General features: G+C 40.6%; 13 protein-coding genes and 3 tRNA genes. 7 read left to right on the forward strand and 9 right to left on the reverse strand.

Annotated elements, in window-relative coordinates:
- Positions 1 to 9 precede the first annotated feature (9 nt).
- The 7 genes from tolR to ACFSAV_RS07965 all read left to right on the forward strand — a co-directional run bounded on the left by tolR (position 10) and on the right by ACFSAV_RS07965 (position 4,053).
- The gene (gene tolR / locus ACFSAV_RS07935; RefSeq protein ID WP_101776088.1) at positions 10 to 432 is read left to right on the forward strand and encodes a colicin uptake protein TolR; all 423 of its coding nucleotides are present in this window, start codon (positions 10 to 12) and stop codon (positions 430 to 432) included.
- 19 nt (positions 433 to 451) lie between these two features.
- Positions 452 to 1,615, forward strand: coding sequence for a cell envelope integrity protein TolA (gene tolA, locus ACFSAV_RS07940; protein WP_379098484.1), 1,164 nt, complete (start codon positions 452 to 454; stop codon positions 1,613 to 1,615).
- 43 nt (positions 1,616 to 1,658) lie between these two features.
- Complete coding sequence (tolB, locus tag ACFSAV_RS07945) at positions 1,659 to 2,954, forward strand: Tol-Pal system beta propeller repeat protein TolB (protein WP_379098229.1); 1,296 nt, start codon at positions 1,659 to 1,661, stop codon at positions 2,952 to 2,954.
- A 20-nt stretch (positions 2,955 to 2,974) separates the two neighbouring features.
- A complete protein-coding gene (gene pal, locus ACFSAV_RS07950) occupies positions 2,975 to 3,427 on the forward strand; it encodes a peptidoglycan-associated lipoprotein Pal (RefSeq protein WP_379098232.1) in 453 nt (150 codons plus the stop codon).
- A 316-nt stretch (positions 3,428 to 3,743) separates the two neighbouring features.
- Positions 3,744 to 3,819 (forward strand) — tRNA-Lys (locus ACFSAV_RS07955).
- Positions 3,820 to 3,860: 41 nt separating this feature from the next.
- Positions 3,861 to 3,936 (forward strand) — tRNA-Lys (locus tag ACFSAV_RS07960).
- Between the two features lie 41 nt (positions 3,937 to 3,977).
- Positions 3,978 to 4,053 (forward strand) — tRNA-Lys (locus ACFSAV_RS07965).
- Between the two features lie 284 nt (positions 4,054 to 4,337).
- Here the strand turns inward: ACFSAV_RS07965 and ACFSAV_RS07970 are convergent.
- The 9 genes from ACFSAV_RS07970 to ACFSAV_RS08010 form a co-directional block, all read right to left on the reverse strand.
- Positions 4,338 to 5,183, reverse strand: a complete 846-nt coding sequence (locus ACFSAV_RS07970; protein ID WP_379098235.1) for a DNA adenine methylase — start codon at positions 5,181 to 5,183, stop codon at positions 4,338 to 4,340.
- 151 nt (positions 5,184 to 5,334) lie between these two features.
- The gene (locus ACFSAV_RS07975; protein ID WP_379098238.1) at positions 5,335 to 5,595 is read right to left on the reverse strand and encodes a Gp49 family protein; all 261 of its coding nucleotides are present in this window, start codon (positions 5,593 to 5,595) and stop codon (positions 5,335 to 5,337) included.
- 65 nt (positions 5,596 to 5,660) lie between these two features.
- A complete protein-coding gene (locus ACFSAV_RS07980) occupies positions 5,661 to 8,456 on the reverse strand; it encodes a phage tail protein (RefSeq protein WP_379098241.1) in 2,796 nt (931 codons plus the stop codon).
- A complete protein-coding gene (locus tag ACFSAV_RS07985) occupies positions 8,456 to 8,659 on the reverse strand; it encodes a hypothetical protein (protein ID WP_379098244.1) in 204 nt (67 codons plus the stop codon). The genes ACFSAV_RS07980 and ACFSAV_RS07985 overlap by 1 nt, the downstream gene beginning before the upstream one ends.
- A 3-nt stretch (positions 8,660 to 8,662) precedes the next feature.
- Positions 8,663 to 8,914 carry a hypothetical protein gene (locus ACFSAV_RS07990; RefSeq protein WP_379098247.1) on the reverse strand — a complete coding sequence of 84 codons (252 nt, stop codon included), beginning with the start codon at positions 8,912 to 8,914 and terminating at the stop codon, positions 8,663 to 8,665.
- Between the two features lie 14 nt (positions 8,915 to 8,928).
- Positions 8,929 to 9,738 (reverse strand): phage BR0599 family protein, encoded by an 810-nt coding sequence (locus tag ACFSAV_RS07995; RefSeq protein WP_379098250.1) that lies wholly within the window; start codon positions 9,736 to 9,738, stop codon positions 8,929 to 8,931.
- A gap of 24 nt (positions 9,739 to 9,762) precedes the next feature.
- Positions 9,763 to 11,442 (reverse strand): phage tail protein, encoded by a 1,680-nt coding sequence (locus tag ACFSAV_RS08000; RefSeq protein WP_379098253.1) that lies wholly within the window; start codon positions 11,440 to 11,442, stop codon positions 9,763 to 9,765.
- 8 nt (positions 11,443 to 11,450) lie between these two features.
- On the reverse strand, positions 11,451 to 12,413 hold the full coding sequence (locus tag ACFSAV_RS08005) for a hypothetical protein (protein WP_379098256.1): 963 nt from the start codon (positions 12,411 to 12,413) through the stop codon (positions 11,451 to 11,453).
- 2 nt (positions 12,414 to 12,415) lie between these two features.
- On the reverse strand, positions 12,416 to 13,405 hold the full coding sequence (locus tag ACFSAV_RS08010) for a hypothetical protein (protein ID WP_379098259.1): 990 nt from the start codon (positions 13,403 to 13,405) through the stop codon (positions 12,416 to 12,418).
- Between the last annotated feature and the right edge of the window lie 9 nt (positions 13,406 to 13,414).

Here is a 13,414-nt window from a genome sequence, read left to right on the forward strand (position 1 = left end):
GGGGTATCGATGTCTTATCGCCGTAAACGCAGAGATGTTAAATCTGAAATTAATATTGTTCCTTTTTTAGATGTACTATTGGTACTTTTGCTTATTTTTATGGCAACTGCACCGATTATTAGTCAAAGTGTACAAGTAGAGCTACCTGATTCTGTTCAAAGCCAAGAGGTTGCTAATGAAGATAAAGTGCCTGTGATTTTGGAAGTGTCTGGTGTGGGACAATATACCTTGTCGATTGGTACTGAACGTCTTGAAAGTTTGACTGAGGAAATGGTGACCCAGTTATCAAAGCAAGAATTTGAAAAAGACAGTAATACGTTATTTCTTGTAGGAGGTGCGAAAGATGTACCTTACGAAGAAGTCATTAAAGCGTTGAATTTACTTCATCTTGCGGGCATTAAGTCTGTTGGATTGATGACAAACCCAATTTAATATAGGTAATATTGTGCAAATGAAGCGGCAAAGTACAGATATTAGTGCAGTTATGATCTCGATCATTTTGCATGTTATCTTGTTTGGTTTGTTAGTGTTAGGCTCGCTCTATCACAAAATAGAAATTATGGGAGGCGGTGAAGGTGATGGTGAGATCATTGATGTTGTGATGGTCGATACAGGATTTGCTGCACAAGAATGGGGAAGGATTCAACAACAAAAGAAAGGGCAAATAGATCAACAGAAACAGCAAGATGACTTGATTGATGATCAAAAAGAAAAATTACATCAGCAAGAGATTGAGAAACAAAAAGAAATTGAACGCCAGAAAGAGCTTGAAAAACAGAAACAGCTAGAAAAACAACTAGAATTAGAAAAACAAAAGGAAGCAGAGCGATTAAAACAGTTAGCAGAACAAAAAAAAGCAGAGGAAAAAGCTAAGCAGGAAGCATTAGAAAAACAACGTGAATTAGAAGCCAAAGCTAAAGAAGCTGCTGAGGCTGCAAAACTAAAAGCAGAAGCGGAAGCTAAGCGCTTAGCTGCATTAGCGAAACAAGCAGAAGAAATAGAAAAAGCTAAAGCTGAAGCAGAGGCTAAAGCAAGAGAAGAAAAAGCGAAAGCAGAGAGAGCCAAAGCTGAAGCAGAGGCTAAAGCGAAAGTAGAAAAGGCTAAGGCGGAAGCAGAAGCTAAAGCAAAAGCAGAGAAGGCTAAAGCTGAAGCAGAGGCTAAAGCAAAAGCAGAGAAGGCTAAAGCTAAGGCGAAAGCTGAAGCACAGCGCAAAGCTGAACAGGCTGCTTTAGATGATTTTTTAAATGGTGGTGATATTGGTGGTGGTTCGGCAAGTGTTGGAAGTAATACAAATCGCCAAGGTTCACAAGGTAGTGGAGCTGCAAAAGGCGCTGGTGATGGTGGTAAAACTGGTGATCAGTATGCAGGTGTTATCAAGAAGGAAATTCAACGTCGTTTCTTAAAAGAGCCAAGTTTTGCGAATAAAGTTTGTGTTGTTGAGGTGGAATTTTTACGTGATGGTACCATTGCGAGTTATCAACGTGTTTCAGGACCAGATGATATTTGTAATGCCGCACTAAGTGCGGTTGCTAGAACCAAGAAAGTACCACCCGCACCGACAGATGAAATTTATAATAAGTATAAAAAAGTACCAGTTGATTTTAAATTAAGATAAGTTGGGTATTTTAGTCTAATTAGTGATTAATACAGGTGATTTTATGAAATTAATAATGCGTTTTTTCTTATTTTTCCTTTCGTTAGGCATAATAAGTAATGTAGCACAAGCTGAAGTACGTATTGTGATTGATGAAGGGGTGGATAGCGCTAGACCAATTGCAGTAGTGCCATTTAAATGGAATGGTCCTGGTTCTGCTCCAGCAGATATTGCGGATATTATTGCGGCTGATTTACGTAATAGTGGTAAATTTAATCCAATTGCTATCAATAGAATGCCGCAGCAGCCAACTTCTGTATCAGAGGTTAATCCTGAAGCCTGGGCATCATTAGGTATTGATGCTGTTGTTGTTGGGCATATAACGCCAGCAAATGGCAGTTTTAATATTGCTTATCAACTGGTCGATACAATTGGTGCAACAGGAACAGTTGGTACAGTATTAAGCCAAAATCAATATACAGTAACTACCAAATGGTTACGTTATGGTGCACATACAGTAAGTGATGAAGTATTTGAGAAACTCACTGGTATCAAAGGTGCCTTTAGAACGCGTATTGCTTATATTGTCCAAAAACATGGAGGCTCTCAACCTTATGAAGTGCGAGTATCTGATTATGATGGTTTCAATCAATTTGTTGTCAATCGCAGTTCACAACCTTTAATGTCACCAGCATGGTCACATGATGGTAAAAAATTGGCTTATGTATCTTTTGAAAATCGTAAATCACAATTAGTTGTACAGGATTTAGGCTCAGGTGCGCGTAAAGTTGTGGCTTCTTTTAAAGGTCATAATGGAGCGCCTGCATTCTCACCAGATGGTTCAAGATTAGCTTTTGCATCATCGCAAGATGGGGTCTTAAATATTTATGTAATGAATTTAGGTAGTGGACAGGTTTCACAGTTGACTAGAGGTTCTGGGAATAATACTGAACCATCTTGGTCACCTGATGGACAAACAATTCTGTTTACATCTGATAGAAGTGGTTCACCGCAAGTTTATCAAATGAGTGCTACTGGTGGTGGCATATCATTAGTAAGTTCAGGTGGTCGCAGTTATAGTGGGCAAATTACTGCTGATGGTAGTGCTATGGTTATGATTAGTGGTGATAATATTGTGAAAAAGGATTTAGCTTCTGGTTCGACTGAAGTACTAAGTTCCACTTTCTTAGATGAAAGTCCAAGTATTTCACCAAATGGGATCATGATCATTTACAGTTCTACCCAAGGGCTAGGAAAAGTGCTACAATTGGTATCCGCTGACGGTCGTTTCAAAGCACGGTTACCAGGAAATGATGGACAAGTTAAATTCCCTGCTTGGTCACCATATTTAACTAAATAAAAAACTCTAAGGAGAAAACAATGAAAAAATTAACTAAAGTATTATTAGTTGCTGGTTCTGTTGCTGTATTAGCTGCTTGTGGTTTATCTAAAAAAGATGAAAGCGTTGGTCAAATGTTCGGCGGCTATTCAGTACAAGATTTACAACAACGTTACAACACAGTTTACTTCGGTTTTGATAAATACAATATCGAAGGTGAGTACGTTCAAATCTTAGATGCGCATGCAGCATTCTTAAATGCAATGCCTACAACTAAAGTAGTTGTTGAAGGTAACACTGATGAGCGTGGTACACCAGAGTACAACATTGCATTAGGTCAACGTCGTGCAGATGCTGTACAAAGCTATTTATCAGCTAAAGGTGTTCAAGCTGGTCAAGTTTCAACAGTATCTTACGGTGAAGAAAAACCAGCAGTGTTAGGTCACGATGAAGCAGCATACTCTAAAAACCGTCGTGCAGTGTTAGCATACTAATTTGCTATTCTAGTTTATAAAATAGGGGCTGGTTTAAGCCCCTATTTTTATTATTAACTAAAGGCTGCCTTTTTTGAAGATAGTTATCAATTTTTAAAGCATTACCTAAAAAACACTTATCCATATACCAATATAAAGAAAACGGTGAGTCAATTTGCATAGATAGTTAGTTGAGTTGTTTCATCATCTATACAATTAAGTTAAAATCTTATTTTTTGTTGGTTATTCGCACAAACGAATAAAAAAATAAAAATTTTTATTGATTCTTAAAATAAAATCAGTATTATAAGCCTCCGTTACGCAGTAATATGTAAGTGGGTCGTTAGCTCAGTCGGTAGAGCAGCGGACTTTTAATCCGTTGGTCGAAGGTTCGAATCCTTCACGACCCACCATTTAAAATTTAGTAACAAATCCCTCGCAGTAAGATGCAAATGGGTCGTTAGCTCAGTCGGTAGAGCAGCGGACTTTTAATCCGTTGGTCGAAGGTTCGAATCCTTCACGACCCACCACTTGAAATTTAATCATAAATCCTTCGCAGTAAAATGCACATGGGTCGTTAGCTCAGTCGGTAGAGCAGCGGACTTTTAATCCGTTGGTCGAAGGTTCGAATCCTTCACGACCCACCACTTAAATTCACAGATAATTCACTCGCTTTTATATTTTTTATTTAAATTATTATTTGTTTATTACAGCATTTCTCTTTTTTTTACTAATGCCGCGCGCGATAAATTGACATAGTTCAGCGCGATAAATGAAAGTTTACTTTGTTACACATACTGAAACTAAGTTACAAAAAAGAGAAACTAAAAAATGGTTTCTCTTTTTTGTTGGTATCGCTACGTCATTTCTATATCGAGAATGACATACTTTATTCATAAATTTCTCATAGATAAACTTTGTGTATTTAGCTTTAGAATTTATAAACTAAATTATCTTCATACTTACCACTATAGCTTGTCGACGTATTAATACTGATCTTCTTATAATCTGTAAATGACTCCCAGTTGTGTGTTTTCGTTTCAAGCATAAAATCCACAAACCGCACAAATTCAGATTTTGTTGAACTGAAAAAGATAAAAGGCGGTCTTGTGAGATTAATCAACCTTAAGAAATCAATCAAATCAAAGTACGTATCCATGCTATACGCTGCTTGATGTGTGCATAAGTACGGTGGGTCTAACACAAATAGTGTCTTGGGCTTGTCGACAAAGCGAGGTAATAACGAATGAAATGACTCATTAACAATTTCAAAACCATTAAAATAATCTTGTGCTTCACTATAATCAGACAAACGAATGCGATTATAAAATGACAAGCGGTATAGCTCGCTTAATGTTCTCACTTGCTGACCACTAAATAATAACCAAGTAGACAATACATGCGGATCTTTATAACCATTAAATGCCTCTATAGCTTGAATCACTTTGTATTTCATATCACAGCTTAACTGCTTGCTACGTGGCTCATTTTTAAGTAACTCAAGCAAGATACGACGCAGTTTATTCAAATCTCGAATGTGCTTCAACCGCTCACTATAACCATCGAAGTCGTTATAAATAACACGCGCTTTGGGCTTAATGTGTTTTGTGACATGACTTAGAAGCCCGCTACCGCCGAAAGCATCAACAATCGTCCATCCCTCGCCGTCATCAGGAATGTGTTCGTTAATGATGTTAATGTAATGATTTAAGAAGAGTCTTTTTTGACCAACAAACGGAAGTGGTGCCTGTTTATAAAATGATTGATTGTTTTTCATATACTGTAAGCCTCTTTCACATACTGAAAAAATGCGCTAGACTTTACATGTCTTGGCTGAGACCGCGGGTCTAGCAATAGTTATTGCCTACAGGTGCGTTCTGTGGGTGATAGAGCGAGCACGCTGCGCAAAGTGTGTTCGCTACCCGTGTTTAACTGGCTTGATTTTCAAATAACTTTTGTTGTAATAAATAACCCTCTAAAATCCAAATTTTATCGACTGCATTATCGTATGCGATTTTCTCACCAATTTCTTTGACATAATTTGAAGTGTCAACACAAGCACTCTCTCCTGTCACGGTATAACCATTTTTTAGTGTTAACACGCATGTTGTTAGCTTGTCTGTTAAACGATGATATTCGGCTTTAACAATGACAGATTTGATATCTTCTAGCGTTAATTTATTTTTCATATTTAATCCTTATTTTTATTAAAGTTAATGTGTGATTATTAAATGTTTGATTTCATCTTCTTTTTCTATTCACCCCCTCTAACTACGATATCTTTAAATGAGATAGCATTATTTGAGATTGACCCGATGACATTCACTTTGAAACGAATTTCTGTCACGCCTTCTGGTAGCGACTCTGCTACCTGTTTTGCATGCCATTCATTTTTATCAAAGTTGCCCATTTGTTCTGATACATATTCGCCCACAAGCTCTGTGTTTCTGTAAAGCTGGACTGCGACTGTGCAAAGCCCGTTACGCTTGTTGTATGTACCAATCTTATAAGAGAGTGCAAAGCGTGAGTACTTGTTAGATTCAACCGCAAATGATTGATAAATCACAGTATCAGGTCGGCTGCTTGATGACAGCATAATGTATTTACCGCCTGGCATATCATTATCGTCATAGCGATTTAGATAGCCATTACCTTGAGTAAATACGCGTCTATAGTCATAGTCATGCAACAATTGCATTGCACCCGCGACATTGAATTGGTAATTAAACAGGCTTTTTAAACCGTTTTTTATAGAGCAGAGCGTTATTCTATTAAACTGCTCATCATCGACTTTTTCCGCATCTGGATAGCCAAATTGTGATTCAGTTGTTGTAATTGTACGTACGATATTATCGCCATCTAATAGTACAACTTCATAACTGACGCCATCACCTAGAAGCGTGCTATCTTCCGTGTGCGAAATCAAATTATCAGCTTGTACGTCGCGGTCACGGTGTGCCCAGCTAATAATAAATGCCGAGCTGTCAGCAATATTATCCATAAATGCGTTATCTACTTTGACGTTGCCTGGCGGGTATGGTCTTGCTTGACGCTGTTGTGTGGTGATTGTAAGCACTTGTGCGTCATCTTCTGCGAGCGTTTCTTGCGCTGTTTTTGTTAAAAGCTTAACGTTTAACTGTTCATTGACCGTGTATTTTGTATTGTCTTCGCCACTTGCCAGTAAATAACACCACGCTCGTGCGCCTGCGCTGTGCGCCTGTGGCACAGTGTCCGCACAACCGCGCCCGACTTTGACTGTGAGCGTTTTTAAATCCACCGATTCTACTTTGACAATTTCATCATCAATCATCAATGCGACTGCATTTTTGAGCGCATAACCATGTCCACCTTCGTTAAATTTAATATCAGTTTGATACTTTGTAATAGCTTCTGTAAGCACAACAGACGGCGTAAAATCGCCTTCGCCTGTGACATTAAAACCGCCACCTGCGTCAGTCAAAATATCAAAGCCAATAGAAAGTGGGGTCGATGTGTCTGCTACTGCTGCGATAAAACAATCCGTCGGTTTAATAAAGGCAAGCTCGGCATCACTGAATACAAGCGGGAAGACGTGATATGGGATTTCAAACACGCGGCTGTGTACGATTGGTTTAGCACTGTAATCTGGCGGGATATAAAGCGATTCTGCTTTTTGTGTTGAGTAGTTCGCCGCAGGCAAACCAAATACATCTTGCATGCATGTGACGATGAATTCCCCCTCTTCGCGTCCATTTTCAATCTGACTCACGCGAAAAACTACACTCTCAATACCGCGGTCTGGTAGATGCACCTTAAACACATCACCGTGCGCAAGTTCACTGGCTCGCATATCAAACACAATTTTTAGCCGCATTAGACCACTTGCCACGATTTCTAAATCACGCTGTGCCACACGTGCAGCTAAGTCAAACGTCGGAATACCTTTGTATTCGACGGTTTTCGTTATTACCCCATGCATACGTACTGATGCGATATTGTTTGCTATTGCCTTGTCTTCTTTATTTGTTACGGGGTCAATGTACTTCACAATCACTTGATTTGCCGCGTTGTCTGTCGCCGCGTTATCATCATCTTGTACGCATAAAATACCGTTATTGTAGTTAAATGTGTGCAACTCATCTGCATTATAGTCATTACGAATCAGCTTTACGGCATATTTACCCGTCTTCACATCTTCATATTGCACTGCGCCAATATGATCTATGACCTGTTGCACAAACTCTTTGACTGAACCTTGGCGATTGTAACGAATGCAAAGTCCGAAGCCTTCATCAAAGAGTGCGTCCGCGGCTTTTTTATAGCTTTCGATATCGAGTTCCGCGATGTCTTTTTTACCGCCCCATGATTTATTTGTTGCGCATTCAACTAAGATATGCGCAGGGTTCATGGCGTGAATTTGACGGACATTTTCTTCTTGTTCTTTTGTTAAGCCAGAAATTTTTAAATTATCGTTACGCAGTAAAATCAGTGCTTTTTCGGGATACCATGCTGTACCATTTCCCCAGCCTTTTTTAACGCGACGGATACGATAACTGTGCTTCTTTGGGTAAGCGTTATAGCAGCTGATTAGTCCACTGAATACTGTTGTGACGATTCCACGAAAACCTGGAATCGTATCGTCTGGATTAACATCACCCGCTTTAATATCGCTATTCGAGAAAAATTCACTTTGCTCAATTTGCTGTTTTTTTGTTATTTTTTTACGCGCAGAGCCGCTTAGTGCTGACCAGAGCGGTGGGTTATGCACACCTTTAAGTAGATTAATTAACATCTGTGTCGGCTTTTGGTCAGGCTCACCCATTAAAATTTCCATACGCCCTTGAATGCCACCTTCGCCGCCTGTTGCCTCCCCGCCAAACAGGTTAGGCTTGTTAATATAAATCGCTTTAGATTGTGTAAGCTCGCCTGGCTTGCCAACATACGCCGTTTTATCATCGACACGCAGTTCGACAATTTCATCAACAGGTCCGCGCCCAATGCCCGATTGAATATCCCAATAATATCGGTAGCCAACTGTTACTGGACCGCCACCACGTCTTTTTCCACCCATTATTTATCACTCCGTGCTTTTTCTGCTTCAGCAACACATTTTCGCGCAAAGACACTGCCCGTATTAAGTAACACTTGTGCGTCAATGCCGTGTTGCAAGAAATGATTGAAATCCAAGTTCTCGCGTTTAAAAAATGTCTCTACACCAGATGCACAAAAACCCACTCGACGCATATCCTGCATTGTAATAATTAGCTTTTCCATTATTTATCCCTTTTTAATCGGACTTGAACGATAATTGCCGTAAGCCAGCACCTGCCAATCTTCTGTCCAACAATCACCGAAAAACACACATTGCGGAATCCCTTCATCAACTTGTGGGAAGTTCCAGTCTTCACTTGATACCGCCTCCACACCTTGTGCGCTGCGCGGTCGTGGTGCGAAGGCTTGATTGACTAAATAACTGAGCGCCATCACTACGACAAAGCGTACGATTGCCCATCCGATTGCTGCTGGCATAATCTATTCCTCCTTTAAAATACTCGAGAGCCATCGTATGGTGACTTGTTTGGCATGTGCGGTACGCCACCGAAATTGAGCATATTGTTAAACTTTTTCAAACACGTTTTTGGTCGACCATCACAGCCAGGGTACACTTTGATAGCAATGCCAACCGAGAGCTTTTGTGTGCCACCCATCAGCGTGATTTGATTGTTTTTATGTGTCGTCACCGCGCGCACCTCACGTACGCCGTCACTGTCAATCCACTCAATAAAACCTGCATTAAACCAACCCTCTGGCAAATCAGCTGGCACATCAACTGTCAATGTTGTGCCGTTTAATGCTTTAATAATCAGTCCCGCTACAGCAAAATTTTTAGGGTTCACTTGGCAATCAGAATCATATAGTGTATACGGGCAGTTACGTCCCCACGTGAGTCGCAATCCTGCGCTTTCCATCGTAGCTGAAAGCCCTGCTGAAATAAGCTGGGTTTTATGCACATCTGGGCGTTTCGCTTCAATGATTGTACCGACCCACACTACACGCATTTCTTGTTGTTCATAATGCAGCCGCATAATCATTACTTTAACCGTTTGACTCGGTGGTATACCGCGATAGAGTAATGCTACGGGATTATTGCTTGGTAATGTGATGTTAATATTTTCACCTGTGCGTCGCCCCGTGTCTGATATCGCAGTCGCGGTCCATTTCTCATTATTGACTTCAATGTCTTTGTCCGCGTCGCAAAACCGCCAAATTTTCTCATTGTCACCGCGGATAAACTGATAAAGTGTCACAGGTTGCCCGTCAGCAATTGAATGTTCTTTGTCTAAAAAACTCATCTTTAAACCTCTTTTAAAATTGCTTTAAATTTCTAATTCATCGCGCAATCCGCGAAAACTCACTGCAACCGTTGCAACACCATCTGCGTCAGTGTGATGTGTCCATGTCACTTGGTCACTTTCAAGTCGAGAAAGCGTGAGAAATGAGATTTTAGCGATATCGTCACGCTTGATTTTAAGCTCGTCACCATCAAACGACAGTCGTTCTGTTGTTTCATCTACAACTGATGAGGTAACAATGCGACGATAGTGCACACTGCCATCTGTGCATTCAATGCGTATATCTTGACGTCCAGTTTGATTTTTGAGTGTTGATGTGTAATGCATAAATGCAATATCAACATTTCGGACAAGAATGTCTGATTTTAATGTGAAATCGGTTGTTGATGTTGCGACCCAAATTGCTCGCTGTCTGCCGCGCAAATAGTAGAATAATTGACGCAATTTGCGTTGCGCTTCGCGCCCTTGAAGCACAAAACGATGACTAGTGATTTGAAATGCCTTGCGTGCCGTATCGAGATAAAACGGCAGTCCCGTTTCATTATCGAGCATTTTAATTAAACGCAGATATTGTGCTGTGACATCTTCTGACCATTCGCTGGTTGGCTCCAGTACGGGGTGATTGCGATATATTGGTAAATGAGCAATATCATCCGAATACGCGTTATGTTCATGTAATTGCAAGCGTACTTGTGCTGTTGCAACACCATCACTTAAGCGGCTCACTTGCGGCATATCCGTGAGTACAGCAGCACGCAACGGATAAACCGCTGTGTAAATGTCGAAGTGATTCACCGCAGGGCGTTTTAAAATCAGTTTTTCTGCTTCAAGCCCAACAATCTCGACCATTTCTTTTAATTTACCGTTCATCAATAATACGCGACCGCCAATAGTGAAATCATAGCCTGCTGTTTTGATTTGAATTTCACGGTCGCCTGGCGTAACTTGTTGTAACAGCGTTGCACAATCGGTAAAAATCGGCATGGACCAGACACGCGAGCCGTAGGCGTAGAGCATATTTTCAAACAATTGCCGCTCACTGCCTTCAGCTGTGACTTTAAATTCAAAGGTGCGGCGAGGCGATAAGCGTTTTGCAATGCGTTGCTCGGCACCTGTGATTGACTGATGTACAGTCGTTAAAAAATGCAAATTTTCGACGACATTTTCATTCCAATCTGGGAAAAACGCCCATTCAGTCGAGCGCAAGCCTGTGATGTTAAGCGTGACAGGTGAGTGATTAACAAAATGCCACGAAGCAAGCGCGTCAATTACTGCAGGACCATTCATTGAGACTTTAACCGTCCATTTTTTCAGTGCAAGCGAGTAAAATTTTAACGGTGCTTTATCCCCATTAAATTCAATACCTTCTGCATTTTGCGCCTGAATTAATGTTAAATTGACAGCATGGCGGTTGGCATTCCAGACTTGTACATCAAACATTTGCTCAATTGAAATAGAGCCGAGATTGACGATATGCGGGATGACATACACACGACTATAAAGTGTCTTGTAATAATTTGGCACAATGTATGCTTTTATGGATTTGGTTAAGTTTTGCTTAACTGTCGCACCTTTTGTACCATATTGAACAGCCTTTGACTTTATAATACGCGGCGTTGCCGCACGATATGTTGTGAGTCCAATTAGAAAACTGCCGTAGCCTGTGCCTTGATGCGTGACTTTATAACCTTTAATTGTTGTCATCTTTATACTCACTCAACAATACGATATGCGACGCCTTGCACACCTGAATTATCTAATCCATTTTCTAATTCATGTTTAATTCGATGATCATAGCGTGCGCTCGGCACTATCATCCAACGCTCACCCAACATTGTTAAGATTTGGCGCGGTGCAATACCATTCATCGTACATTCATATCTGTCTTGTAATATACCTAAACGACGCAATACGCCATCTTTACAATGCGCAATTAAACTATGCGGACACGGAATGAGCATTTGCCCAAACTTTGATTGACTCCATTTAACTAAATCTAAATCTGGATGTGATGTTCTACCCGTGCCGTACATTGTTGCTCGACCGAGCGTCAACAATGCTTTGCCAAAATCTTTTTCTTTAATGCTTTCTACCCATTGATCACTAGGGCAAAAATACCACGGGATTTTCGTTTCATCTGCCAAGCCATCTGCACGTAAAACAGGTAAAAAACGCTCGTTGCCTGATGAAAACCCAAAATTATGATTGTAATGGTTATATTGCTCATAACCTTTATCCATGTAAGTACCAAAAGCATATTGACCACCTGTGTACACACCTTCTTTGTGTAACGTGCCAATGCCGAAGTGTCGGAAACGTTCTGCTTCAATCTGCACAACTACGTGTAAATATTGGTTTGTACCGAAAAAATCGTATGAGACAAAATTGCCATTTTCTAAGTGTGATGTCGCCGTTTTGACTTCTCGAAATGCAGATTGCGGATTAGCAGAACTGCCAGGTTGATTAAATGCATCGCGATGATTGTCAAAGCCAGTGCAAGCTATGGTAAAAAGCAATTTATCTTTAAATTCCAATGCCCAATAACCATCAGTGTTATTTAAATATAATTGTGTGGCAGTATATTTATTAATTGTCCAGCCTTGCGTTTCTGCAAATTCTTTTAGTTTTTCAAGCAAGATTGCGACTGACGTTGCTGTACCTGTCTGATAAGCCATTTTTATACTCCTGTTTCAATGACAAAAAAATCACGCACAGACACACGAAATGCACCGTTAAATACAATGCCTCTAAAGTTATCTGTATCACTTTCAATGACATCACCCGCGGCGCGTTGCAAGCCTGGCACCCAGTACACGCCATCCATTGCTCCCCAGCGATTTAGCCCCTGACTTGAATCTGGCATACTAATAAATTCAACGGGAATTAATGGGTAAATCTCACCTGGTGCCGCGCCGAGTCTATCTTGTGAGTAAGGGATTTCATACCACGTCTGGCGATAATTGCATGTCGGGAATAAACGCTGTTTTGCTGAATCCGATGTGATATTTTCATAGCGTGAACCAAAAAAATCACGCCAGGCTTGGTCGGGTGTCATTAGCCAACAGTTACCATATCTAGGATCAACAATAGAAGAGACAAAGTGGTCATTTTGTGAATAGCGCGTGAGTTTACGATTATCACCTTGTTTTAATGCTGCTGAACCCGCCACACAAAGCGGGTACGGATATTCGGTTGGCGGCACAGTCGGTAAAATAAAGCCAAGATACGCACTAGAACACACTTGTGAAATGCGGGTAATAATCTTGCAGCAGCGCCCAGAAGCGACAATGTGATATTCAATCGCGCGATCATCAGCAAATAACACAACACCAGGGGATGAGTTAATCAAACCCATTTCAATGTCTGTTGCTGTCATAAATTGGCTATTAAAGAATGTGCCGCCCCAGAAATTAATATTAAACGTATCTTGTGCAATCAGATTGTCAGTTGACGCACACAGATAAATATCTTGTTCAATCCCTGTGCCCGTAGACTTCCACGCGATTTGACGAATCGCTTTGCGTGTCGGTGTCGCATCTAGCGTTCTGTCTAACAGCACAGTCCAGGCTTGACCATCACGCACAAGCTCTTGATTTGTTGTTAAGAATGTATTGATTTTATCGAGTAAATCGCGCTCGTTTTGCGCCGTGCCTGTTTCGTATGCCATGTTTATACC

This window comes from Pasteurella oralis, assembly GCF_042681465.1.
In the GTDB taxonomy this organism is placed as follows: Bacteria; Pseudomonadota; Gammaproteobacteria; order Enterobacterales; family Pasteurellaceae; genus Pasteurella; species Pasteurella oralis.